Here is a 24,700-nt window from a genome sequence, read left to right as displayed (position 1 = left end):
AGATCGGGTTAAGCCTGGGCCGGTGTCAGTCTCCTGCGGCAGCGTATTGCGGTTCCAGAACCGCGGGCACGCCTCTTTGCGGACGCTGCTGCCGCTCGCCCGCATGACTGGCCCGCTCCGGAACGCTCAGTTCGTGTAGTGCGAGATGCAGGCCCATCGCTTCGGGCCGGAACAGTCGGGCATCCATCATCCGTGGCCGGTCCACGATCGGCCGGAACCCCATCTGCGCCAGGATGTCCCGCTCGATGTCGATCCCGGGCGCGACCTCGACGAGCTCGACACCGTCATGCGTGCGGGCGAACACGCAGCGCTCGGTGACATACAGCACCTGCTGGCCCTTCTCGCCGGCATAGTCGCCGCTGAAGGTGATCTGCTCGACCGCCTCGATGAACTTGTGCGTCCTGCCCTCGCGCACGATGTGCAGGCGGCCATCCTCGATATGCACCAGCAGGCCGCCGGCCGTGAAGGTGCCGGCGAACACCAGCTTGTGCGCGCTCTGGCTGATGTTGATGAAGCCGCCGGCGCCAGCGAGCCGCCCGTTGAAGCGGCTGACATTGACGTTGCCCTTGGCGTCCGACTGCGCCATCCCGAGGCAGGCCAGGTCCAGCCCGCCGCCGTCGTAGAAGTCGAACTGCTGGTTCTGCTGGATCACCGCCGCCGGGTTCAGCGCGGTGCCGAAGTTCAGCCCGCTCTGCGGCAGGCCGCCGATCACCCCCGGCTCCGCGGTCAGGGTGACGTGCCTGAGGATCTTCTCCTCGGCCGCCACGGTGGCGACGCACTCCGGCATCCCGATGCCGAGATTGACCACGCCGCCAACCGGCAGCTCGAGTGCCACCCGGCGGGCGACGATCTTGCGCTCGTCGAACGGCAGCGTCGGGATGCGGTCCAGCGGCACCCGGATCTGGCCGGAGAAGGCGCCGTTATGCGCCGTCGCGTAGGTCTGGCAGTGATTCTTCGGCTCGGCGAGCACCACGTAGTCGACCAGTATGCCGGGGACCTGTACCCGCCTTGCATCCAGCGAGCCTTCCTGGGCGATGCGCTCGACCTGGGCGATCACGATGCCGCCCGAATTGTGCGCCGCCATCGCCGCCGACAGCACGTCGAGCTGCAGTGCCTCGCGCTCCATGGTGATGTTGCCGGCGGTGTCCGCGGTGGTACCGCGTACGATGGCGACGTCGATCGGGAAGGCCTTGTAGAGCAGCACCTCCTCGCCATCGATTTCCAGCAGCCGGACCAGGTCCTCGGTGGTGCGGTCGTTGATCTTGCCGCCGCCGAGCCGCGGGTCGACGAAGGTGCGCAGTCCGACCTTCGACAGCAGGCCGGGCCGGTGCGCGGCGATGTCGCGATAGAGCTGCGCGATGCAACCCAGCGGCAGGTTGTAGGCCTCGATCTCGCCGTTCATGGCGCACTGGCCGAGCTTCGGCACCAGCGACCAGTGGCCGCCGACCGCGCGCCGCACCAGGCCGGGATGCGCCAGGCGGTTGAGGCCGCGATCCTTGCCGTCGCCAGGGGCGGCCGCGAACACCAGCGTCAGCTCGCCGGAGAGACCGGTGTCGTTGTAGCGCCGCTCGAGCGCCAGCAGGACCTCGTCCGGCGTGCCGACCCCCACGAAGCCGGAAACCGAGACGGTGCAGCCGGTCCGGATCGCGGCGACGGCCTCGTCCGCGGAGACGATCTTGTTGCTCATGTCGGAATTGCTCCGTGTTCGGTCGCGCCGTCCCGGCGCGCGGGGTCCATTTCGCCGTCCCGGCGCGCGGGGTCTCGGTCGTGTCGCATCACGAAATCCGCGAGGGCGGGCGCAAACAGTCGCTGCGACCGGCCGCCGACGAAGATGCCGACATGGCCACCGGGCAACGCCAGCTCCTCGTACTCGTCGGTGCCGACCTCGCGCCCGAGCGCCCGGCTGGTCTCGGCCGGGATGATGTGGTCGTCGCTGCCGAACACGTTCAGCACCGGCATGGTGATGCGCCCAAGCTCGACGCGCCGGCCATCCAGTTCCAATTCGTTGCGGATCAGCTTGTTCTGCTGATACAGCTCGATCAGCCACTGCCTGGCGGCCTCGCCGGGATGGTCGGGCCGGTCGGCGATCCATTTCTCCATGCGCAGCCAGTTGAGCAGCCGCTTGTCGTCATCGACGATGTCGAGCATGTCGAGATTGTATTTGAGCGCGGTGCGCATCGGCGTCAGCTGGTTGAACATCGCGCCGAAGAACCGGCCCGGTACGTTGCCGTGCGCCTCGATCAGCCGCTCGACATCCTGGGCCGGCAGCGATCGCGTCCACACGTTGATCAGTCCGTGGCCGAGCCGGTCCTGCCTGGTGTCGGCATGGAAATCGATTGGCGTGATCGCCAGCGTCATGGTGTTGACGCGCTCGGGCTCGAGCGCCGCATAGCAGGTGGTGAACACGCCGCCTTCGCAAAGGCCGAACAGGTTGACCCTCTCCACCCCGGACAGCCGCGCCACTTCCTCGATGCACCGGTCGAGATAGCCGCAGATATAGTCGTCCATCGTCAGGTAGCGGTCGGCGCGCGACGGATTGCCCCAATCCACCACATACAGATCGACGCCCAGGTGCAGCAGGTTGCGCACCAGCGAGCGGTCGTCCTGCAGGTCGGTCATGGTCCAGCGCCCGATCAGCCCGTAGGTGACAAGCAACGGAATGCGGACCTTCTGCCCGGCGAGCGGGCGGTAGCGGTGCAGCGTCACCTTGTCCTGGCTCCACACCAGGTCCTTCGGGGTGGTGGCGATCTCGACATCGCTGTCGCGGAGGCGGCCCAGGCGCGACGCGCCGGACAGCATCTTGCCGTTCATCCGCGCCGTGGCCGCCATCATGTCGGCCGTCACCGTCAAGGCCTGGGTCCAAGGCAACGGGATGGCGGCGGCCATGGGGGAAGCGGCCGCCGGCGGCGTGGGTGATCCCGCCGAACTCTTGCGCTCGGGCGCCATGGCGTTCATGGACGCTGGCTCCCCTGGCCCGGCCGTACCTGCTTCGAAGACGAACGGGGCTTGTGGCCGTTGATGCCGCGTCGCGTGGCGACCGGGGCAACCGGCTCGCGCGGCTCCGGCGGGTAGGCCGGATGCACACGCGCCGGGTCTGCCTGCCCGGCCGTCGGCATGCGCAACTGCCGCTGCAGCAGGCGCAGTTCCCGACGCAAGGTCGTCACAGTGCGATGCACGTCATCCAGCTCGGTGCGCGTCGGCAGGCCGAACTGGTTGGCCCAGGCCTCCACCACCTCGCGCTGCGCCAGCTTCAGCTCGGTACTGGCGCGCATCAGCGCCGCCTGGGTGCGCAGGAATGGCTCGGACCGCTGCGTCTCGAGCAGCTCGCGGTTGGCGGTCTCGGTCCACAGCGTCAGCAGCGCGCGGCCGGCCGGCGGATGCTGGTCGACCCGCGTCTTTGCCGTCATTTCGCCCAGAAAGATCTGGCCGGCGCGGATCCAGGCCGCGAGCACGATCGCGCCGTGCTCCAGCCGGCAACGGCTCATGTCGAGCCATGCCTTCGTCACCGCCGCCTGCTGTCGCTCGGCGGTCCACAGATCGGCGAACCTGGGTCCTTCCGCCAGGTAGGCGGCTGGACCCTGCATCGCCTCCAGGCCGGTCGCGCCGAACCCCATCGCGCCGGTCAGCCACGCATTCGGCTCGGTCATCGCGCGCCAACCCGCCTCGACGCCGGCGTTGCCCGAACTCACCGCCGCCATGAAGGCGGCGAGCAGCTTCTCGTGCAGCGCCGATGCGGACTGCATCAGATCGGACAGGGGCCGTCCCGCATGCGCGCCGGGCGTGGACAATGGTGCTGCGTCGGCCGGTTCCGCTCCCGGCCTGGCGCCAAGCGTGAAGAAGCCGGCGAAGGCGCGGGCGGCATCCTGCTGCGCCTGCAGGGCGGCGGTGCCGGCGGCATGCCAGAACTCGGCCATCGCATGGCCCGCCTCGATGCCGGCCTGCAGCCCGCCATCCTTCGCCGCATTGCTCATGCCGGAAACCCGATGATCTGCCGGACCGCCCGGCCTTCATGCAGCCGGTCGAAGCCTTCGTTGATCTGGTCGAGCTGCAGCTTGCCGCTCATCAGCCGGTCGACCGGCAGCTTGCCGGCGCGATACAGCCCGACATAGCGCGGGATATCGCGCGTCGGCACGCAGGCGCCGATATAGCTACCCTTCACCGTGCGCTCCTCGGCCACCAGCTGAACCAGCGGCAGCGCCAGCGTCGCCGTCGGCGGCGGCAGTCCGGCGGTCACCGTGGTGCCGCCGCGACGGGTGATGCGGAACGCAAGCTCCATGGCACGAGCGGCGCCCGCCATCTCGAAGGCGTAGTCGACACCGCCGCCGCTCAGCGCGCGCACCTGTTCGGACGCATCCGGCGCCCGCGCATTCACGGTGTCGGTGGCGCCGAGCGAGCGCGCGATCTCGAGCTTCTCGTCCGACAGGTCGATCGCCACGATCTGCCTTGCGCCGGAGGCGACCGCGCCCAGCACCGACGACAATCCGACGCCGCCGAGCCCGATCACCGCGGCGGTCTCGCCCGGCTGCAGCCTGGCGGTGTTGACCACCGCCCCCACTCCGGTCAGCACGGCGCAACCGAACAGCGCCGCCTCGTCGAGCGGCAGATCCGGCGGCAGCTTCACCACGGAGCGGCGCGATACCACGGCATGGGTCGCAAACGCCGAACAGCCGAGATGATGGTTGATGGTGACGCCATCGCAATGCAGCCGCCGCCCGCCGCCGAGCAGCGTTCCGGCGCCGTTCGCCCCCGCACCCGGCTCGCACAATGCCGGCCGGCCCTCGGCGCACGGCATGCAGTGGCCGCAGGAGGGCATGAACACCATCACCACATGATCGCCCGGCACCAGATCCGTGATGTCGGCGCCGACCTGCTCCACCACGCCGGCGGCCTCGTGGCCGAGCGCCATCGGCATCGGCCGCGGCCGGTCGCCGTTGATGACCGAGAGGTCGGAATGGCACAGGCCGGCGGCGGCGATCCTCACCAGCACCTCGTCGCGGCCGGGCGGATCGAGCTCCAACTCGACGATACGCAGCGGCAGGCTGCTGGCGTAGGGCGGTGCGGCGCCCATGGTGTCGAGCACGGCTGCCCGGATCTTCATGACAGGTTCTCGCAGCTCTTCAAGGCACGTTCCTCTTTGCTGTGGCGGCGACCGCGTCGTGCGGCCACTCCGGGCTTGCCACGGATCAGGCGGCCCAGATCTCTTCGTCGGTCGGAATGAGCCGGTGGGCAATGACCCGGCCGACGCGCGAGACATTCATCAGGTGCTTGTAGTCGAGGTTTTCCGAGATCGAGTTGCCGCCCCAGGACCCGCAGCCGAGCGTCGTGGTCGGTGCGAAGCCGTTGCTGAGCGAACCGCCGGCGGTCAGCGACGAAGTCTGGTTCACCACCAGGCGGCTGATCGGCAGCCCCAGGCCCATGGCGCGAATGTTCGCCTCGTCATGCGAATGCAGCGCCGCCGAGTGGCCGGCGCCCTCGACCAGCAAGTTGGCGCGCGCCTTGGCGATGGCATCCTCGAAACTGTCGTAGGCCAGGATCGCCACCACCGGGCAGAGCTTCTCCTTGGCCAGCAGGTCGGCGGTTCCGGCACCGCGCGCCGGCACCAGGATGATGCGTGCAGAAGCCGGCACGTCGAATCCCGCCTTGCGGCCAATGAAGTGCGCCGACTGGCCGACGATCGACTTCTCGAGATGGCCGTTGGTGAACATCACCTCGCGCAGTCGCTCGACCTGCGCCGCATCGTCGGTGAACCACACGTCGCCGGTCGCCAGGAAACTGTCGATGGTCGCCTGGTAGCTTTCCCGCGGTGCCAGCACGAACTGCTCGTGCGAGCAGATGATGCCGTTGTCGAAGGCGGCACCGGCGATGACTTTCTCGGCAGCGTCGCGCAGGTCGACACCACGATCGATGACCACCGGCACGTTGCCGACACCGACGCCGAATGAGGGCTTGCCGGACGAATAGGCCGCCTTGACGAGCGATCCGCCGCCGGTGGCGACCACGACATCGACCGACCGCATGAGCGTCTGCGTGGTTTCGCGCGAGCCGCTCTCGATGGTCTGCACCATGTTTTCCGGACCGCCATGCTCGTGCACGATCCGCTCGTATTGCGCGACGAGATGGCGGGTCGCATGCTGCGCCCGGAAATGCGGTGCGAAGATGATCGCGTTGCCGGCCTTCAGCGCGAACATGGCGTTGCACATGGGGGTCACGATCGGATTCGTGATCGGGCATACCGCACCGACCACGCCCATCGGCTTGGCGATCAGCACGAGGTTGCGCTCGAAGTCCTCTTCGATCACGCCGCGGGACTTCTTGTTCTTGAGGCTGTTCCAGATGGTGCGGGCCTTGCCGCGCTTCTTCTGTACCTTGTCCTCATACACGCCGAGGCCGGTCTCCCGGTGCGCCATGGCGGCGAGCGTCTCGGCATTCGTATAGACGTATTTAGCGAACTCGCGAACGATGCCGTCGACGTGGGCCTGCGAGAGGGTTTCGAAAACTTCCTGCGCCAAACGGGCTTTCTCGATCAGGCGTTGTACGGCGGCGGGTGCGCCTGAATTGGTGCCGCCGGCCTGGGTGCCGTTGGTCGATATGAGAGGCTCGCTGTACATGTGTCACTCCTTCGGCGCGCCGGCCGATCATCCGGTGCGAGGCATGACAACCGGATCTGCTCCGGATCAGGCCGGAGGCGACAACCGGGCAGCATGCTCCGGCAGGGCCCGATCACGGTGGAACGGGCGGCGGACCAGGGATCGGGGACGGGACGCGAATGTGGCTGCGGTGAAGACCAGCGAAGAACTGGCAGCACTCAAGGCTGCGAGATGGCAGGACCAGTCTGCGATATGAGGCGAGGCGACCCGGGTCCCGGACAGGCGGGCAGGGCTTTGCTGTCAACTCCAGGCGCTCGCATCGTCCCGGGTCATGGCTTCGGCGATGGCTGGTCGCCATCACCGAAGCAGGCGATCAGGCGATCGCTTTGTCGAACGTCTCTGCGGCCAGATAGGCGCGCGCGGTCATCGGTCCGGTAACTTTCTCGAACATCTCGACGCTGCTGCGCGCGAAATTGCTCGACTCCGAAATGGCCCAGATCGCGGCACTGCGCGAAAGCGTCATCTGCAATTCGAGCCGCTCCTTGGCGGTCTTGGCGGACATCAGGGTACGTACGCCGGAGAGGCCCTCGGATGTCGCGGTCTGGCTGGTCCTGATCGCATGGCGGATCAAGGCCTGCGTCTCCTCGACCATGATGCGGCCAGACTCGATGTAGGCGGCCATGGTGCCCTGGTTGAACGAGACGGCCTTGCCGGTCATGTCGAGGGTGCGCTTGGAAAGATCGCGATAGGCGGCGCTGGCCGACGCGACGGCATCCTTGGAGGCATCCAGCGTGGCGGTGGCGGCCTCGCGGCTTGCAGACATGGCGGACGAGACCGCTTCCTTGGAGGCGGCGATACCCGCTGAAGAACTTTCCTTTGATCGCGAAGCAGCCTGCTCGGCCGCCTTGCCGGTATCGGTGTCGGAAGACTTGCTGCTCGACATGAGCGCTCCTGTTTTGAGTGGGATCTTCGGGCACCTCTGCGTGCCGCACTGCAACAACTAAAGCGAAGAGCCAGCGTGATCAACGAGAAATACGATAATCTCTCGATTAAGATCCGGAGACAGCCAGCAATGACAGACAAATGAGTTTTGTTAATGGATAGAGCACTACCCTTTATAACCCTATGGCTGTTTATAAACTATTTGTAGCTGCTGCTTGCCCAACTATAAATGCCGGACCATTTGGATGCGCTGCCAGCGCCGCGGGCTGAAGGCACGCGCGACGTTACGCCCCGTGCGTCGGGATTGTCCGGACCATCGCCACGTAGGCCAACTACCGCAAGGGTCTAGCTGTAGACCGGCGTTTGTGTGTGTTCCGACTTGTCGCGGATCGCGGTCAACTCGCGGAGCTTCGCATCGAGGGTCGATAGCTCGTAGGGCTTCGAGATGAACGCCATGCCATCGCCGATCTCAGGCAGGCTCTGCAGGCGTGCCCTGGGATAACCCGACGTGAGGAGGATTCGCAGCGCTGGGTTGAGCTCGCGCGCGCGCCTGGCCAATCCCAGGCCACTGACGCTCTTCGACATGATGATATCGGTGAACAGCAGACCGACGCTCGGATCGTTCTCCAGTATGGCGACCGCCGCCTCGGCATCGGCAGCGCTCACCACCACGTAGCCAAGTTCCTGCACTGCGCAGCTGGCAAGCTCCAGGACGTCCGGATCATCATCGACAACCAGAACAGTGACCTGCCTGTCATCGGCCAGCGCCGGCGCCACACCTCCGACGCTACCGGCGCTGACCTGCGGCTGGTCCGCCTGCGACGTCTCCAGCAGTGTCGCGGTCAGGCGCGCACCCGACTGTGCGGCGCGCTGCGCCATGCGGGTCAGGCGGTGCATCGTGCTGATGTCGTCGGACCGTGTGATCAGGTCGAGGCTGACGGCGACGGCGGACAGCAGGTCGTTGAACTGGTGCGCGACCTCGCCGCTGGCGATGCCGTCCGCCACGCCGCTCTGCGAGTGCGCCAGCTTCTGCTCGAGTTCGTCGATGGTCCGCTGCAGCGTGATGTCGCGGGTGACGTGGGCGAAGCCGATGCAGTCTCCGTGCTCGTCGCGGATCGCGTCCACCACCACACGCGCCCAGAAGCGGCTGCCGTCGCGACGTATGCGCCAGCCCTCGTCCTCGAACTGACCGGCTGCCCGCGCGCTGCTCACGACCAGCGCATCCTTCCCGCTCTCGCGATCGTCCGCGCTGAAGAAGCAGGAGAAGTGCTGGCCGACAATGTCGCGCTTGCCGTAGCCGAGGATTTCCTCGGCAGCCGGGTTCCAGCTTGCAACGATGCCGTCGGTATCGAGCACGAAGATTGCGTAATCGGTGATGCTGCTCATGATCAGGTCGATGTGCTGCTCGCTTCGACGCAAAGCTTCGCGCAAGGCGCGTGTCTCGGAGATGTCGCGCATCATCGTGGTGAAGCCCAGCACCCGCCTCGCATCGTCATGAACCGGCTCGACCACCACGCTGGCCCAATACCGGCTGCCGTCGCGCCGGACCCGCCAGCCCTCTTCCGCGAAGCCGCCATGCAGGACGGCAAGCTTGAGGACCTGCTCGGGTCGGCGCCGGGTGCGGTCCTCGGGGGTGAACAGATGAGAATGGTGTTGTCCGACAAAACCCGACGGGACATGGCTGCCGGCAGAAGCTATGTTTGTTTTCCAGCTGGTTATCATACCATCCGCATCGACCATGCAGACGTTCAACTCATAGACGGCCGGCACGAAACCATGGAAAGGCTCGATCGAGCCGTGAGCTTCCGAAATGTTCAAAGACCCAGCCATCGGAATCTCCTAGTGGGCCTGCCGTGGGTGAAGCTTTACCAGGAAGATGCACAGTGCCTCATGAGGCGACGGCTTTGCAATCGGCATGACTCCGGAACTGCGTCCGGCGACTGGCTTAAGTTTCCATGGCGATGGTATTTCGAGCAATCGCAGCGACTTCGGCGAAGCAACGTTTATTTGGAGCGGCACAGGCAGACTGGCGCGCGGATAGCGCCAGTGCCTTGATCCGGATCAGGTCGTGGAAACCGCCAGACCTGTGACCCGGGCCTCAGTTACGATACATCCGGTTCCAGGTCGGGCTGATGACGATCTCATTAAGGCACACGGTCGCGGGGCGGGTGGCGATGAACAGGATCAGGTCGCCCAGATCGTTCGGCTGCAGCATGCGTGCCCGCTCCTGCTGGTCCGGAGGGTTCGGCCTCGCGTCCAGGATCGGCGTCGCGACCTCGGCCGGCAGCAGGGCGGTCGACCGGATCCCGTTGCCGTATTCCTCCATGTTCAGGCTCTGGCTCATCGCCACCACGGCGTGCTTGGCGGCGGTGTAGGCCGGCCCGCTGACCGGATGGATGTACTTGCCGGCCCAGGAGGCGGTGTGGATCAGCACGCCGTCGCGGTTGGCGCGCATCAACGGAAGTGCTGCGGCCGCGCAGTAGAAGGCAGCCGACAGGTTGCCCTGGATGACGCTGTCGATGGCAGCCGGGACGAGCTGGTCCCACCGACGCAGCGGCGTGTTCAGGCCGGCGTTGTTGACCAGGATGTCGAGCCGTCCGAACCGCTCGCCGATGCGGCCGGCGATGGCGGCGACGGTATCCGAGTGGGTGAGGTCGCCCGGCTCCACCACGACGGTGCCTTCAGAATCGGCGAGCTGGCTCGCGGTGGCCTGAAGCGGCTCGGTGCGACGGCCGGTCAGCACCACGCTGGCGCCGGCGCCGGCGAGTGCGGCCGCCGCGGCAGCGCCGATGCCGCTGCCGGCGCCAGTGATCCAGGCGACTTTTCCACTCAGCAAGCCCATTGCATTCTCCTGCAGGTTGGCGCCCCGCAAGCCGGCAGGGTGGCCGGCGGCATCGTCCGGCTCGATCGGGACGGTGCGGAGCGGGGCGGGTTGGACGGGGGGTGCCGCGCTGTCTAACCTGTTTCCGTAGCCACCAGTTGCATGCCGGAGAACCCATGCAGGAGTTTGCCAGCCGGGTCGCACTCGTCACCGGCACCAGCGGCATCGGCCGCGCGACCGTGCTCCGGCTGGCACACGGTGGGGCGCGGGTGATGGCGCTTGGGATCGATGAGGGCGCCAACGCGGGCCTGGCCGACGCCGCCCGCGCTGCCGGGCTGAACGTCGAGGTGCGCCACGCCGACGTGGCCGAACCGGGGGACGTCGAGGCGGCGGTGCAGGCTACCGTCGATGGCCTCGGCGGACTCGACATCATCGTCAATGCCGCCGCCGTACACCCCTATGGCGACGCCGTGCAGACCTCTCCCGTGCAGTTCGCGCGCTGCCTTGCGGTGAACGTGGGATCGATGCACCTCACCGCGCATTACGGGGTCCCGGCGATGCGCCGGCGTGGCGGCGGCGCGATCGTGACGCTGTCCAGCGTGCAGGGCTTCGCCTGCCAGTCCGGCGTCGCTGCGTACGTTGCTTCCAAAGGCGCGATCCACGCCATGACCCGCGCCATGGCGCTCGATTTTGCCGGCGATCGCATCCGGGTGGTGTCGGTCAGCCCCGGCTCGGTTCGCACGCCGATCCTGGAGGCCTCCGCCCGCGCCTTCGACGGCGACGATGCCGATCTCGATGCCGCCTTCGCCCGCTTCGGCGCGGCTCATCCGCTCGGTCGCATCGGCGAGCCGGAGGAGGTGGCCGAGCTGGTAGCCTTCCTGGCCTCCGACCGCGCCGGCTTCATCACCGGCACCGACCACCGGATCGATGGCGGCCTCACCGCCGGACTCGGCGTGCGCTGAGAGGGCAGGCCCCAGCGTTGCAGCAGACCCCGGCCTTGCAAACCAAGTTCCTGGAGGCGGCCGATGGATGATCGCGTGCTGGCCGGGTTGTCGCCCCGGCAACGCGAGATCGCCGGGCTGATACGCGAGATCGGCCGGATCGGGGTCGACGAGCTGGCGGCGCGGTTCCAGGTCACGCCGCAGACCATACGCCGCGACCTGAACGACCTCAGCGATGCCCGCCTGATCGCCCGCGTGCATGGAGCGGCGATCGCCGCATCCGGGGTGGAGAACCTCGCCTACGACGCCCGCAAGCTGGTGGCGCAGGCGCAGAAGCAGCGCATCGGCCGCGCCTGCGCCGAGCTGATCCCCGACAACAGCTCGCTGTTCATCAATCTCGGCACCACCACCGAGGAAGTCGGCCGGGCGCTGAGCGGGCGCCAGGGCCTGATGGTGGTGACCAACAACGTCAACGTGGTGACAGAGCTGTATCGCAATCCGTCGATCGAGGTCGTGGTCGCCGGCGGCAGCCTGCGTACCAGCGACGGCGGCATCGTCGGGCGGATGGCCGCCGAGATGTTCCGGCAGTTCAAGGCCGACATCGCCATCATCGGCACCTCGGCGATCGACGCCGACGGCACCCTGCTGGATTACGACCTGCGCGAGGTTCAGGTGTCGCGCGCCATCATCGAGAATGCGCGCCGCGTCATGCTGGTCACCGACAGCAGCAAGTTCAGCCGTCGTGCGCCGGTCCGCATCGCCCGCCTCGACGAGATCGACGTGCTGGTGACCGATCGCCTGCCGGACGGCGAGATCGCCGAATTATGCCGCAGCCGCCAGGTCGAGGTGATCGAGACCGATCCCGAGGCCGAGCCATCCGCGGAGACGGCAAAGCCGGCGGCGTGATCGTTCTGATCGCTTGTGTGTTCTGTTTTTTCGCCAATATGCTATGAGCGAACAGGATCACGCTTGAAATCGGGGCTCCGTGTTGGATCAGGAAATTCTCGGCCAACCGCCCGGCGAGCTCTACGACCTCGTCATCATCGGCGGCGGCATCAACGGCTGCGGCATCGCACGCGATGCGGCCGGGCGCGGCTGGCGCGTGCTGCTCTGCGAGCAGAACGATCTTGCGTCCGGCACCTCGAGCGCCTCGACCAAGCTGATCCACGGCGGTCTGCGCTATCTCGAGCACTACGAGTTCCGCCTGGTCCGCGAGGCGTTGCTCGAGCGTGAGACGCTGTGGGGTATCGCACCGCACATCATCTGGCCGCTGCGCTTCGTGCTGCCCTACCATCGCAAGCTGCGGCCGCGCTGGCTGCTACGGCTGGGCCTGTTCCTGTACGACCATATCGGCGGCCGCAAGCGCCTCCCGGCGACCCGATCGGTCGATCTCGCAACCGATCCGACCGGCGCGCCGCTGAAGCCGGAATTCCAGCGCGGCTTCGAGTATTCCGACTGCTGGGTCGAGGATTCCCGGCTGGTGGTGCTGAACGCCAGGGATGCCGAAGCATTCGGCGCCAGCATCCTGACCCGAACGCGCTGCCTCTCCGCCGAGCACCGGCAGGGCCTGTGGAGCGTCACGTTGCGCGACGAGCCGAGCGGGACGGTCTCGACGGTGCGGGCGCGCGCGCTGGTGAATGCCGCGGGCCCATGGGTGGACGTGGTCGCCCGCAGCGTCACGCGCACCAACGAGCGCTCCCCGGTGCGGCTGGTGCAGGGCAGCCACATCGTGGTGCCCCGGCTCTACGACCACGACGGCTGCTACATCTTCCAGAATGCCGACAACCGCATCTTCTTCGTGATCCCGTACGAGCAGGACTTCTCCCTCATCGGCACCACCGACCAGGATTATGACGGCGATCCGGGCGCGGTGCATGCGAGCCAGGCAGAGATCGACTACCTGTGCCGCTCTGCGAGCGAATACCTGCGCCAGCCGGTCACCCCCGACCAGGTAGTCTGGACCTACTCAGGGGTGCGGCCGCTCTATGCCGGCGACGGCGAGGACCCCGGGGGCGCCGCCCAGTCGGCGACCCGCGACTACGTTCTGAAGCTGGTTGCCGAGCCGCAGGCACCGGCGCTGCTGTCGATCTTCGGCGGCAAGATCACCACCTACCGCAAGCTGGCCGAGGCGGCGCTGGCGCAGTTGCAGCCGCATCTGCCGAAACCGGTCGGGCGCCGTGCCGGATGGACCGCGACCGCACCGCTGCCGGGCGGCGATTTCCCGCGTGACGGCTATGACGCCCTGGTCGAGCAGGCGGCGGCTCGCTACCGGTTCCTGTCGCGGCCGCATGTGCGGCGGCTGGTACGCGCCTATGGCACCTGCATCCACGACCTGATCGGCGACGCGGCCAGCCTCGAGCAACTCGGCGCGCGGTATGGCGGCGACCTGACCGATGCCGAGCTTCGCTACCTGGTCGACCGCGAATGGGTCCGCAGCGCCGCCGATGCGCTGTGGCGGCGCAGCAAGCTGGGACTGCGGGTACGCCCCGGCGAAGTCGAGGCGATCGAGGCGGTCATAGACAGGGCCGTCCCCGCCATGCGGCAGATTGCCTGACCCGGCACGGGTGATCGAAACAAGGCGGATCCAGGCGCACCTTGGTCGCAGTGCGGCCGCAATCGGGGTCGATCGTCCGTCGTCAAGATCACGGCACCAGACCTGGAGTTTGAACGATATGATGCGCACATGCAGCGCCCTGCTCGGCGTCCTGCTGGCCTCCGCGGCAGCCTCGACCGTCGGCTCGACCGTCGCCTGGGCCGCGCCCGGCGTGGTGACCGGCACCGGCGTCAACCTGCGGGCCGGTCCCGGCGTCGACTACCCGATGATCGCACCGCTTGCCCCGGGGACTGGGACCGAGATCTTCGGCTGCCTGCCGGGCTGGACCTGGTGCGATATCGGGGTCAACGGGCCCGACGGCAGCCTGCGCGGCTGGGCGGCGGGTCCGCGGCTGCAGGTGCTCTACAACGAGCAGCCCGGATACCTGACGCAATACGGGCCGGCGCTGGGTCTGCCGCTTGTCGGCTTCAGCATCGACAACTACTGGGGCCGGTACTATCGCGGCGAGTCCTGGTATGGCTCGGAGGGCCGTTGGCGGGGCGACCATGGCGGTCCCGGGTATCGAGGGGGCCCAGGATATGGCGGCGGTCCCGGATATGGCGGTGGTCCCGGATACGGCGGCGGTCGCGGGTATGGCGATCGTGGTGGATATGACCCGCGGGGCGGTGGGTTTGCCGACAGGGGCGGCCCTGGCGCCGGCCGACCCGGGGAGGGCGGCAGGCCCGGCTTCGAGCATGGACCGGGTGGCCCGGGCCGTGGGCCCGGTGGCGGGCCTGGTGGCGGACCTGGTGGTGGACCGCATCCCGAGCACGGATCCGGTGGCCATCCGGAAGCGCCACGGGGCGGTGGTCCCGGCCGGGGCGGCCCGGACGACCATGGCGGCCGCTGACTGAAACAGGCTGGCTCAGGCTACGATACGCCCGAGCCACGCCATCCCGGTCATTGCCCTCCGCGCCGGCTGCTGCAGGTTCGGCGACAGGACGAGGCCGCTCCTTGTCGGATCCGGACGAGCGTAATCTGCAACACGTCCGTCGACGCTCGAGGATTTTCGGCAAAAGGGGCGGGGTGTCCCGCCCTGGCGGAAGGCGCCACCGTCGGCCGGTTTTCAGCCGGGGCCCTGAAAAGCTTCAGGCTTGCCGGGGCTATCGCGTGTCCAGGGTCGGGTTGGTCATCGCCAGCAGGCTCTCGATCGGGTTCCAAAGATAGGCGGTCTGCTGCACCGGACGGCCGCCGACATGGGTGGTCCCGACCGCGACGGCCCGGCCGCCGAGGTGCTCGTAGAACCACCGGCTGGGGTTTTCCGACAGCACCCAGAGGAACGCCGAGCGGCAGCCATCATCGGCCAGCCGGGACGCGCCGGCATGCATCAGGCGACGGCCGATGCCGGCCTCCCGCCAGTCATCCAGCACATAGAGGGTGTAGATCTCGCCTTCGCCCGGGGAGGAGGCGCGGTGCCGCCCGACGCTGGCAAACCCGACGACCTGTTCGTCGAGACCTGCGACCGCGACGAACACACCCCCGCGACGGCGGATCATCGCGTCGTAGTAGGAGGACTGGTAGGAGATCGACATCGCGCTCAGCGTCACGTGCGAGAGCAGTGATGCATACGCGCTTCGCCAGGTGGCGACATGCACCGCCCCGATGTCGTCGGCATCACCGGGCCGGGCGGCCCGGATCGTCAATTCGGTCTGCATGATGTACCGCGCCCCGCCCCGTCCTTCTTGTCCATCATCGATGCGAGCGACTGTCCGGCAAGGCCGCCGCCATTGCAAACACGATCGAATATCACAATCGCCTGACCGGAGTTCCCGAAGCGACCGCGCCGCCCTGCGCCGATCCGGAGTGGCGCAACGTTTGCGAGGCCTGGGCGTCAGCAGGCGCGCAGCGCACCGAAGCAGGAGACAGATGTGAGAATACGCGCCGGCTACGAGATCAGCTACACTTGCGCGACCTACACTCCGATGATCCTGATGCTGAGCGTGCTCCCCGACCGCGAGCCCGACCTGCTGTCGTCGCAGAACATGCGCTTCAACCGGCCGATCAGCACCTGGGACTATCGCGACAGCTTCGGCAACCACTGCACCCGGATCGAGGCCCCACCGGGACCGTTCACCGTCTCGGCCGACTTCGAGATCCTGGACAGTGGCCTGCCCGATCTGGTCGACTGGAGTGCGCAGCAGCACCGTGTCCCGGAGCTGCCCGACGAGGTGCTGGTGTATCTGCTGGGCAGCCGGTACTGCGACACCGACCGGCTTTCCGATACCGCCTGGTCGCTGTTCGGGCAGACCCAGCCGGGCTGGGCGCGCGTGCAGGCGATCGTCGACTTCGTACATGACCGCATCACCTTCGGCTACCAGTTCGCCCGGGCGACCCGGACCGCTGCGGAAGGCTTCGAGGAGCGCGTCGGGGTGTGCCGCGATTTCGCGCATCTGGCCGTCACGTTGTGCCGCTGCATGAACATCCCGGCGCGATACTGCACCGGCTATCTCGGCGATATCGGCGTGCCGCCGGTCGACGCGCCGATGGATTTCTCCGCCTGGTTCCAGGTGTATCTGTCGGGCCGCTGGTGGACCTTCGATGCGCGCCACAATAATCCGCGCATCGGCCGCGTCCTGATGGCCATGGGGCGCGATGCCACCGACGTGGCGATGGTGACCTCGTTCGGGTCGAGCTTCCTGAGCGGCTTCACGGTCATCACCGAGGAAATCCCCGCCTAGCTGGAACCCGGACCGGCGGGGCGTTGTTCAGCTCGTCGGCGAACCCGACCGGGCTGGCCTTCACCAGGGGTCGATGTGACAATACCGCCCGCACCGCCAGACCAGACCAGCATCTCATTGCTCCTGCACGACGAAGCCGTGGTGGTCGGCCGGCATCGCGTCGACGGCGACACGGTGCGTGTCGAGACCGTGACCCATGAGCGCGAGCAGCGTGTCGAACTCGATCTCGCGCACGAGCGTGTCGAGATCGAGCATGTTCCGGTCGGGCGCGTTGTAGAGAGCGTGCCGGAGATCCGCAGGGACGCGGATGTGACCATCATCCCGGTCGTCGAGGAGGTGCTGGTGGTCGAGCGGCGCCTCGTCCTCAAGGAGGAAATCCACATCCGCCGGATCCGCGGCAGCGTTCGTCACCAGGAGACGGTGATGCTGCGTCGGCAGGAGGCGGTCGTCACACGGGTATCGAAGGCTGGGGAGACAGAGAATGATTGAAGAGACCATCATTGCCGTGTTCGATACCGCCGAACACGCGCAGGAGGCGATGCAGGATCTCCTGGCCGCCGGGGTTCCGGCCGGCGCGATCAGCCATCATGTCGAGACCGACCCGGTCGACGCCGGTAGTGGGCGCGAACAGGGTTTCTGGTCGCGCCTGTTCGGCGGCGAGCCGGACCATGATACCGCAGTCTACGATCGCAGCCTTGCCAGCGGCTCGACGGTGATCTCCGTGCGCGTACCGGACGAGCACGTGACCGCAGTGAGCGACATCCTCGAGCGACACAACCCGATCGACATCGACGAGCGCGCCTCAACCTACGGCCTGCCAACCGGCGCTCGCCACGACGTTGCTGCCGCCTCGTCGCAGGCCGAAACGCTGCAGCTGGCCGAAGAGCAGCTCGTCATCGGCCAGCGGGTGGTCAACCGCGGCACCACGCGGGTTCGCCGCTTCGTGGTCGAGACGCCGGTCGAGCAGCAGGTGACGTTGCATGACGAGACGGTCATCGTCGACCGGCACAAGGTCAGCGATGACCGCGCGGTGTCCGGCGAGGCGTTCACCGAGCGGGCGATCGAGATGACCGAGGTTGGCGAGGTCGCCGTCGTCGCCAAGACTGCGCGTGTGCGCGAGGAGGTCACCCTACGCAAGCAGGTGATCGACCGCGTGGAGACGGTGCGCGACACCGTGCGCCGCGAGGACGTGCGGATCGAGCACGTGCCGTCCGATCCGACGACCGACGGCCGGGCCTGAAGATCCGGCGGCTCAGCGACCGGGGTGGTGGTGGGGCAGCCGATACGCCTCGACCGCCGAGCCGCCCATGATCCGTGCACGCTCCACCGCGTCGAGATCGGCGAGCGCCACCCCTAGTGCCGCGACCACGTCGCGGTAGCTGCCGGCCACTAGGCAGACCGGCCAGTCGGTGCCGAACATGCAGCGCGCGACACCGAATTCCGACAGCGCGTGTTCGACGTACGGCAGCAGGTCAGCCGGTTTCCACTGCGTCCAGTCGGCCTCGGTGATCAGGCCGGACAGCTTGCACCAGACATGTTCGCGCTGGGCGGCCAGCTGGGTGACCAGGCCGCGCCACGGCTCCATGACCTGTCCGGCGATATCGGGCTTGGCGATATGGTCGAGCACGAACCGCAGGTGTGGCATCTCGGCGGCGATACGTACCATCGCCGGCAGATGCCTGGTGTCGCCGAGCAGGTCGTAGACAAGCCCGGCTTCCGCGACGGCCTGCAGTCCCGACCGGACGTCGGGGCGCAGGATCCAGGCCGGATCCGCCTCGTCCTGCAGCAGGTGGCGCACGCCGACCAGCCAGCGTCCGCCCGGACCGTCGCGCAGCCGGGCCAGGGTGTCGCGCACCGCGGGATCGGTAAGATCCACCCAGCCGACGACGCCGGCGACAAAATCGGTTGCCTCCGCGATGCGCAGGAACTCCCGTGTCTCGTCGAGGCTGTTCAGCGTCTGCACCAGGATGGTGGCGCTGACGCCGTCCGCTTCCAGCGCCGGACGCAGTTCCTCGGGAGAGAACCGCCGACGGATCGGCTGGAACCGCCCGCTCAGCCAGTCATGGCCCCGTGCATCCGAGCCCACGGCCGCATCCGGGTCCCAGAAATGCTGGTGCGCGTCGATGATCGCGTTGGTCATGACCGCTACCAGCGGTGATGCACGTGCGGCCGGATATCCTGGTCGTAAATGGCGGTGAGCTCTGCCATGGCGGCGTCGCTGAGCGCGGGCAGGGCAGCCGCCTCGGCATTGGACCGTGCCTGCCCGGCGTTGCGCGCGCCCGGGATCGCCACCGTCACCGCGTCCGACATCAGGATCCAGCGCAGTGCGAAGCGGGCCATGGTGGTGTCGCCGCCAACCAGCGGGCGGATGCGCTCGACCGCAGCAAGGCCGACATCGTAGGGGACGCCTGAGAAGGTCTCGCCGACGTCGAAGGCCTCGCCGTTGCGGTTGAACTGCCGGTGGTCGGTATCCTCGAACCGGCTGTCCGGCTTGAACTTGCCCGACAACAGGCCGCTCGCCAGCGGCACCCTCGCGATGATGGCGACATCCGCCGCCGCCGCCTGCCTGAACAGCTCGGTCGCCGGACGCTGCCGGAAGATGTTGTAGATGATCTGGATGCTGACGACGCCCGGATATTCGATCGCCTTCAGCGCCTCGTCGATGCGCTCGACGCTGACCCCGTAGTCGCGGATCTTGCCGGCTTGCTTGAGGTCATCGAGGATACCGAATACTTCCGGCTGATAATACAGATCGGTCGGCGGGCAGTGCAGCTGCACCAGGTCGAGCGTCTCGGTCTGCAGGTTGGCGAGGCTGCGCTCGATCCAGCCGGTGAGGTTGGCGCGGCTGTAGCCGGCGGTCTCCTGGCGCTCGAGCCGGCGCCCGGCCTTGGTGGCGATGAACGGCCGCTCACCGCCGCGTTGCCGCATCACCTGGGCGATCAGCTGCTCGGAGCGGCCGTCGCCATAAACGTCGGCGGTGTCGATGAATGTCACGCCGCTATCCAGCGCCTGGTTGAGGGCGGCGAGAGCGTCGGCATCGTCGACATGGCCCCAGCTGGCGCCGATCGCCCAGGCACCGAAGCCGATCTCGCCGACCATGCGGCCGGTCTTGCCGAATTTGCGAAGCTTCATGGCTATGTCTCCCGGCCGGCGCGCCGCAATGGCCTGACGATGCAGGACGGCCTCGCTCGGATCGGTCGGGCCTAACAGGGACGGTCTGGTCCGACAAGCCGGCGCCTCGACGGACAGTCGGGCCCGCCGCCGGTCATCACAGGATTTTGCCCATCGGCAGGTGCGGGATGGTGACTTCGATGTAGGTCTCGCCGGTGACGCGGTAGCCCAGGCGTCGGTAGAAGCCCACGGCGGTCTCGCGCGCCGACAGCACGATCCGGTTCGCCCCGAGCGGTTGCAGGATGGTCTCGGCATGATGCACCAGGGCCGCCCCCAGGCCACGTCCCTGCAGCGATGCCGACACCGCCATCTGACGCAGCTTCGCGGTGCCGCCGGCGTCCGGCCTGATCGCCAGCAGGGTTCCGGCCACCGCGCCGTCGTGCCAGAGGGCGAGGTGGATCTGGTCGCGCTCCGCCTCCAGCTGCGTCTGCGTCAGCAGCAGCCCGAGGGGCGTGCGGAGCAGCCGCCTGCGCAGCGCGACCATCTCGTGATATGGTTCGCTGCCAAAGGCAACCTCGGCGATCCGGATTGACCCCGATTTCATCCGCGACCTCACTCCTTCGGGTTTCCTGGTTCCTCGTGGCTTTGCCCCTGACTGCTCCGGCGCGGGCGGACGAGGTCTGCCACTATGCCGGCAGCAGCGACTATGGCGGCCACATTGCCGTCGAGGCACGCGCGGTCACCGGGATCGGCGGCGTGTATCTGGATGTCCGGCTGCAGCTCGACGCCAATCCGTTGCCGCTGGTGCAGACCCGCTACCTGATGCAGGAGATCAGCGTCTGGCACCGCGACGGGCTCTCGCAACTGGCCGTGAACAGCCGCTACCGTTTCGACCGGCACATCGTGCGCCAGCAATGGGACCTCTACGACCGTGTCCCGGGTGGGCTCGCCGCCTGGCGGGTGCAGGGCAAGCGGCTGGAGGACTTCCAACACCGGCATCCTGGCTTTGCCCCGCACTGGGACCTGTCCCGCTTCGGGGCTCCCTGGCTCGCCGACTACGCCGCCGCCGGCGCCGACCGCAGGCCCGATCTCGACCTTGCGCACGATATGCGTGGGGTGCGCGCGCCGCTGGCGCTGGCCTTCTATTGGCTGCGGCAGACGAACCATCCGGGTCCGGTACCGGTCTACCTGCCGGGCTTCAAGGAGCAGAAGCTGGTGGAGCTGCAGATCGATGGCGATGCCGGGACTGCCCGGGGCGTCGGAGTGCGAACGTGGCGGACGCTGCCGCACTATCCGGGCCTCGACGAGCACCGGCCTTCCAGCGTGACTGCGACGATCTCGCCGGACCACCACCTGCTGCGGCTCGGATTCGACCTGCATGGCGTCGAGCACAGCGCCCGTGCCGCCATCGGGATGGTCGGCTGCACCGGGACCCTGCCGCCGCCGCCGGGGTGACGGCATCGATTTGTTGACTTACTCAGGGTTAGACACGAACATCAGCGCAAATGATCGGACATCGTAACCAAATCGTCGCGCAGCCAGTTATCGCGTGCCCGGATATCGCGCATCGGGCTACCGCGCGTCCGGGTGTCGCAGCGCCCTGCCGTGCGCCGATGAAACGGAGCCGCCGCGATCTCTAGGGTTCCCCCTGGCGAGCAGGTCGGTCCCGATTCGATCGCGATGCTCAAGATCCTGTTCGTCAGCGGCTCGACCCGGGCGCGTGACGAGTTCCCGCGGCAGGCGGGTGCGGCGCGGTCGGGCCTGACCGTCATCGTCGACGACCACATGGGCGAGCTGGCCAGCATCGACGACGAGATCGCGGCCGTGGTGCTGGACTGCCGCAACGATCGCGAGGTCGCCGAGCTGGCCCTGCAGCGGCTGGCATCGCAGGAGGTCGCCAGCCGGCCGTTCGTCCTCATGCTCATCGGCGGCCATGAATCCGAGAAGGACTGGGCCATCGCGCACGCCGCCGATGACGTGCTGGTCGGCTCCTACACGCTGCACGACCTGCGGCTGCGGCTCGCCGCGCTGTGCCGGACCGTCGCCCAGCAGCGCGAGATCGAGCGGCTGTCCAAGGCTGTCGAGGGGGTCGCCAGCGAGGCACGGCAACTGCGGTCGCTGGCCTATACCGACCACCTGACCGGCCTGCCAAACCGGCTGTACCTGGACAACTGGGTCTCCGAGCTCGCCACCCGCCGCGATGGCGATGCGCAGTTCGGCATCCACATGATCGACCTCGACAAGTTCAAGCAGATCAACGATCGCTACGGCCACCGCGCCGGCGACATCCTGCTCAAGCAGGTCAGCGAGCGGCTGTGCCAGAACTCCCGCCGGCTCGACATCGTGGCCCGCCTCGGCGGCGACGAGATCGCCGTGGTGCAGGTCGGTGCCGCCTCCACCGACGACCTGCGCGCGTTCGCCGAGCGGCTGCTCGGGGTGTTCAGGGCCGAGTTCCTGATCGACGGCAACACCATCCAGATGGCCGGCTGCGTCGGCAGTGCGCTGTATCCTGCGCACAGCGACAATTTTTCCGACCTGCTGCACCGCGCCGACATTGCCATGTACGAGGCGAAATCAGCGGGCACCGGCATCTTCCGGCTGTTCCACGGCAGCCTCGAGCCACCGGCGCCCGCCGCGCCCTCGGCGGCGGTGGAGCGGCAGTTGCGCGACGCCAGCTACGAGCTGGTATTCAGCTTGGCGGGGGGTGCCTTCCGGGGTGGCGCGGCCTCGACCAGGGGGCGGCAGGGCAGCCCGGCAAGCGACAGCATCGACGGCCAGTTGCGCAACCTGCGCGTCGCCATGCTGCAATCCAGCCTATGGAAGAAGACAACCTATCCGGTGGTGTTCAGCGCCACGGTGCAGGCCTCGGCGTTCGCCGACGACGACGTGCTGTACAGCATCCGCGACCTGCTGCGCGAGACAGGCGCCGATCCGGCGCAGTGCGAGGTGACGCTCGATGAGCCGGACGATCTCGCGGAGGTCGACCGGCTGCATCAGCTGCGCGAGCTCGGTGTCGGGCTGGGGGCCCATATCCGCATCGAGACCTTCATGCTGCAGCGGATGCTGCGGCTACCGCTGACCCGGCTGCATCTCGATCGCGGCTTCACCGAGACCACGGCACAGGCGGGCAATTCGGATGTGCTGGTGGAAGCCGCGGTGCTGTTCGCGCGCTCGATCCGGGCCCGCACCGTAGCCTGCGGCGTCACCGCCCGCGAGCAGGCGGAAGCGCTGCTGGCGCTCGGCGTCGACGACATGGCCGGACCCTATGCGGCACCGGTCGCCAACAGCGATGCGCTGGCGGCCCGGCGGCAGCGCATCGCCGCCGACCAGGGCTGACCGGCTCCGAAGCCAGGTTCTATCGGGCGGCTTCGGTGACCTGGGTCTGCTCGCCGAGCCCTTCGATGCCGAGCCGTATGGTCTGGCCCGGACGCAGATACACCGGCGTCGGCTTGATCCCCATGCCGACGCCCGGCGGCGTGCCGGTGGAGATGATGTCGCCGGGCTGCAGGCTCATGAACTGCGAGAGATACGACACCAGCGTCCCCACCCCGAAGATCATGGTTTTCGTCGACCCGTCCTGGCGCCTGACGCCGTCGACATCGAGCCACATCGAGAGTGCCTGCGGATCGGCGACCTCGTCGCCCGTCACCAGCCACGGTCCGATCGGGCCGAAGCTGTCGGCGGACTTGCCCTTGGTCCACTGGCCGCCGCGCTCGGTCTGGAAGGCGCGTTCGGAAACATCGTTGATCAGGCAGTAGCCCGCGACATGCGACAGCGCGTCCGCCCCGTCGACATAGCGCGCCTCGCTGCCGATCACCACGCCGAGCTCGACCTCCCAGTCGGTCTTTTCCGACTTGCGCGGAATGATCACCGGATCGTTCGGCCCGGTGATCGAGCTGGTCGCCTTCATGAAGATGATTGGCTCGCCTGGGATCTTGGCGCCGGTCTCGGCGGCGTGGTCGGCGTAGTTGAGCCCGATGCAGATGAACTTCCCGACCCGCCCGACACAGGGTCCGATCCGCGGCGTGCCGTCGACCAGCGGCAGGGACGCCGGATCGAGCGCTGCCAATCGCTGCAGCGACGCCGGCTCCAGCACCGATCCCGCAACGTCGTCGACATGCCCGGAGAGGTCGCGAATGCGTCCGCCGGCATCCAGCAGTCCGGGTTTTTCCTGTCCGTGCGGACCGTACCGAAGCAGCTTCATGTGATTTCTTCCTGTGTTTTCGATGATCCTGGTCAGGCGTTGGACCAGCCGCCGTCGATCTGGATCGCATTGCCGGTCATAAAGGCGCTTTCGTCGCTGGCGAGATACACCACCAGTTCGCCGATCTCCTCCGGGCTGCCAAGACGGCCCATCGGCTGGCGCGCCAGGAAGCTCGCGCGCGCGGCCTCGTAGTCGCCATTCTGGCCGGCCTGCGCGCGCATGCGGTCCTTCAACGAGGGGCTGTCGACGGTGCCTGGGCAGATCGCGTTGGCGCGTATGCCCTGGGTCACGAAGTCCACCGCTACCGACTTGGTCAGGCCGATCACCGCCGCCTTGCTGGCGCCGTAGGCAAAGCGGTTCGGCACCGCGATCACGCTGGAGGCGACCGACGCCATGTTGATGATCGAGCCGCGTTGCCGCTCGATCATTCCGGGCAGCACGGCGCGGATCATCCGGTACATCGCCTTCACGTTCAGCGCGAAGGAGAAGTCGAACGCCTCGTCGTCGCAGTCGAGGATGCTGCCCGCATGCACGAAGCCGGCGCAGTTGAACAGGATGTCCGGGGCCGGGACGCTTGCCACGAAATTGCGGATCGCCGCGCCGTCGAGCACGTCCAGCCGGTACGGCGCGATGCCCGGGATCGCGGCGAGCTGCTCGACCTTGGCCGCGTCGATATCGGTCGCGACCACCTGAGCGCCCTCGCGCGCGCAGGCAAGTGCCGCCGCCCGGCCGATACCCTGGCCAGCCGCGGTGATGAGTGCGGTGCGTCCCGCGAGCCGTCCCGTCATGGTGTCATCCTCCCCGGATCTCCGTCATGCCCTGG

At 67.8% G+C, this 24,700-nt stretch carries 24 protein-coding genes; 9 read left to right on the top strand and 15 right to left on the bottom strand.

The window, feature by feature from the left end; genetic code table 11:
• Window positions 1–25: 25 nt before the first annotated feature.
• The 8 genes from FE263_RS16205 to FE263_RS16170 form a co-directional block, all read right to left on the bottom strand.
• The gene (locus FE263_RS16205; protein WP_138327081.1) at window positions 26–1,687 is read right to left on the bottom strand and encodes an acyl CoA:acetate/3-ketoacid CoA transferase; all 1,662 of its coding nucleotides are present in this window, start codon (window positions 1,685–1,687) and stop codon (window positions 26–28) included.
• Window positions 1,684–2,955: an alpha/beta fold hydrolase gene (locus FE263_RS16200; RefSeq protein ID WP_205880412.1), complete on the bottom strand. Its 1,272-nt coding sequence runs from the start codon at window positions 2,953–2,955 to the stop codon at window positions 1,684–1,686. Before FE263_RS16200 ends, FE263_RS16205 begins: the two co-directional genes overlap by 4 nt.
• On the bottom strand, window positions 2,952–3,971 hold the full coding sequence (locus FE263_RS16195; protein WP_138327080.1) for a poly(R)-hydroxyalkanoic acid synthase subunit PhaE: 1,020 nt from the start codon (window positions 3,969–3,971) through the stop codon (window positions 2,952–2,954). Before FE263_RS16195 ends, FE263_RS16200 begins: the two co-directional genes overlap by 4 nt.
• Window positions 3,968–5,098, bottom strand: coding sequence for a zinc-dependent alcohol dehydrogenase family protein (locus tag FE263_RS16190; protein WP_138327079.1), 1,131 nt, complete (start codon window positions 5,096–5,098; stop codon window positions 3,968–3,970). Before FE263_RS16190 ends, FE263_RS16195 begins: the two co-directional genes overlap by 4 nt.
• A gap of 85 nt (window positions 5,099–5,183) precedes the next feature.
• On the bottom strand, window positions 5,184–6,608 hold the full coding sequence (locus FE263_RS16185; protein ID WP_138327078.1) for an aldehyde dehydrogenase family protein: 1,425 nt from the start codon (window positions 6,606–6,608) through the stop codon (window positions 5,184–5,186).
• Window positions 6,609–6,960: 352 nt separating this feature from the next.
• Window positions 6,961–7,587, bottom strand: coding sequence for a phasin family protein (locus FE263_RS16180; RefSeq protein ID WP_138327077.1), 627 nt, complete (start codon window positions 7,585–7,587; stop codon window positions 6,961–6,963).
• A 287-nt stretch (window positions 7,588–7,874) separates the two neighbouring features.
• A complete protein-coding gene (locus tag FE263_RS16175) occupies window positions 7,875–9,359 on the bottom strand; it encodes a hybrid sensor histidine kinase/response regulator (RefSeq protein ID WP_138327076.1) in 1,485 nt (494 codons plus the stop codon).
• 268 nt (window positions 9,360–9,627) lie between these two features.
• The gene (locus FE263_RS16170) at window positions 9,628–10,371 is read right to left on the bottom strand and encodes an SDR family oxidoreductase (RefSeq protein ID WP_138327075.1); all 744 of its coding nucleotides are present in this window, start codon (window positions 10,369–10,371) and stop codon (window positions 9,628–9,630) included.
• Between the two features lie 155 nt (window positions 10,372–10,526).
• On the opposite strand from FE263_RS16170, the gene FE263_RS16165 reads away from it, so the two are divergent.
• The 4 genes from FE263_RS16165 to FE263_RS16150 all read left to right on the top strand — a co-directional run bounded on the left by FE263_RS16165 (window position 10,527) and on the right by FE263_RS16150 (window position 14,734).
• Window positions 10,527–11,312 carry an SDR family NAD(P)-dependent oxidoreductase gene (locus FE263_RS16165; protein WP_138327074.1) on the top strand — a complete coding sequence of 262 codons (786 nt, stop codon included), beginning with the start codon at window positions 10,527–10,529 and terminating at the stop codon, window positions 11,310–11,312.
• A gap of 63 nt (window positions 11,313–11,375) precedes the next feature.
• Window positions 11,376–12,197 (top strand): DeoR/GlpR family DNA-binding transcription regulator, encoded by an 822-nt coding sequence (locus tag FE263_RS16160; RefSeq protein ID WP_138327073.1) that lies wholly within the window; start codon window positions 11,376–11,378, stop codon window positions 12,195–12,197.
• An 82-nt stretch (window positions 12,198–12,279) separates the two neighbouring features.
• A complete protein-coding gene (gene glpD / locus FE263_RS16155) occupies window positions 12,280–13,845 on the top strand; it encodes a glycerol-3-phosphate dehydrogenase (protein WP_240759786.1) in 1,566 nt (521 codons plus the stop codon).
• A gap of 118 nt (window positions 13,846–13,963) precedes the next feature.
• Entirely contained in the window at window positions 13,964–14,734 is a 771-nt protein-coding gene (locus tag FE263_RS16150; protein WP_205880411.1) for an SH3 domain-containing protein, read from the top strand.
• Window positions 14,735–14,987: 253 nt separating this feature from the next.
• Here the strand turns inward: FE263_RS16150 and FE263_RS16145 are convergent, their stop codons facing one another.
• Complete coding sequence (locus tag FE263_RS16145; RefSeq protein WP_138327072.1) at window positions 14,988–15,539, bottom strand: GNAT family N-acetyltransferase; 552 nt, start codon at window positions 15,537–15,539, stop codon at window positions 14,988–14,990.
• Window positions 15,540–15,752: 213 nt separating this feature from the next.
• Between FE263_RS16145 and FE263_RS16140 the strand changes: the two genes are divergently transcribed.
• From FE263_RS16140 to FE263_RS16130, 3 genes are all read left to right on the top strand, one after another.
• Entirely contained in the window at window positions 15,753–16,562 is an 810-nt protein-coding gene (locus FE263_RS16140; RefSeq protein WP_138327071.1) for a transglutaminase-like domain-containing protein, read from the top strand.
• Window positions 16,563–16,679: 117 nt separating this feature from the next.
• Window positions 16,680–17,051, top strand: coding sequence for a DUF2382 domain-containing protein (locus FE263_RS16135; protein ID WP_240759785.1), 372 nt, complete (start codon window positions 16,680–16,682; stop codon window positions 17,049–17,051).
• Window positions 17,044–17,802 carry a YsnF/AvaK domain-containing protein gene (locus FE263_RS16130; RefSeq protein WP_138327069.1) on the top strand — a complete coding sequence of 253 codons (759 nt, stop codon included), beginning with the start codon at window positions 17,044–17,046 and terminating at the stop codon, window positions 17,800–17,802. Before FE263_RS16135 ends, FE263_RS16130 begins: the two co-directional genes overlap by 8 nt.
• Before the next feature lie 12 nt (window positions 17,803–17,814).
• On the opposite strand, the gene FE263_RS16125 is transcribed toward FE263_RS16130, so the two are convergent.
• From FE263_RS16125 to FE263_RS16115, 3 genes are all read right to left on the bottom strand, one after another.
• Entirely contained in the window at window positions 17,815–18,702 is an 888-nt protein-coding gene (locus FE263_RS16125; protein WP_138327068.1) for an amidohydrolase family protein, read from the bottom strand.
• A 5-nt stretch (window positions 18,703–18,707) separates the two neighbouring features.
• Window positions 18,708–19,694: an aldo/keto reductase gene (locus FE263_RS16120; RefSeq protein WP_138327067.1), complete on the bottom strand. Its 987-nt coding sequence runs from the start codon at window positions 19,692–19,694 to the stop codon at window positions 18,708–18,710.
• Window positions 19,695–19,830: 136 nt separating this feature from the next.
• A complete protein-coding gene (locus FE263_RS16115; protein ID WP_205880410.1) occupies window positions 19,831–20,277 on the bottom strand; it encodes a GNAT family N-acetyltransferase in 447 nt (148 codons plus the stop codon).
• Between the two features lie 35 nt (window positions 20,278–20,312).
• Here FE263_RS16115 and FE263_RS16110 point away from each other — a divergent pair, with 35 nt between their 5' ends.
• Window positions 20,313–21,128, top strand: coding sequence for a hypothetical protein (locus FE263_RS16110; protein ID WP_138327066.1), 816 nt, complete (start codon window positions 20,313–20,315; stop codon window positions 21,126–21,128).
• 41 nt (window positions 21,129–21,169) lie between these two features.
• Here the strand turns inward: FE263_RS16110 and FE263_RS16105 are convergent, their stop codons facing one another.
• Complete coding sequence (locus FE263_RS16105; protein WP_138327065.1) at window positions 21,170–21,361, bottom strand: hypothetical protein; 192 nt, start codon at window positions 21,359–21,361, stop codon at window positions 21,170–21,172.
• Between FE263_RS16105 and FE263_RS16100 the strand changes: the two genes are divergently transcribed.
• Window positions 21,354–23,009 (top strand): GGDEF domain-containing protein, encoded by a 1,656-nt coding sequence (locus FE263_RS16100; RefSeq protein WP_138327064.1) that lies wholly within the window; start codon window positions 21,354–21,356, stop codon window positions 23,007–23,009. The two genes, FE263_RS16105 and FE263_RS16100, sit on opposite strands and share 8 nt — an antisense overlap.
• Before the next feature lie 19 nt (window positions 23,010–23,028).
• On the opposite strand, the gene FE263_RS16095 is transcribed toward FE263_RS16100, so the two are convergent.
• Window positions 23,029–23,877 (bottom strand): fumarylacetoacetate hydrolase family protein, encoded by an 849-nt coding sequence (locus FE263_RS16095; RefSeq protein WP_138327063.1) that lies wholly within the window; start codon window positions 23,875–23,877, stop codon window positions 23,029–23,031.
• A 32-nt stretch (window positions 23,878–23,909) separates the two neighbouring features.
• Complete coding sequence (locus FE263_RS16090; protein WP_138327062.1) at window positions 23,910–24,665, bottom strand: SDR family oxidoreductase; 756 nt, start codon at window positions 24,663–24,665, stop codon at window positions 23,910–23,912.
• Window positions 24,666–24,700 lie beyond the last annotated feature (35 nt).

The sequence above is a fragment of the Lichenicoccus roseus genome (assembly GCF_005844085.1).
GTDB lineage: Bacteria > Pseudomonadota > Alphaproteobacteria > Acetobacterales > Acetobacteraceae > Lichenicoccus > Lichenicoccus roseus.
Note: the sequence above shows the minus strand (reverse complement) of the source record. Positions and strands in the feature narration are given on the sequence as shown.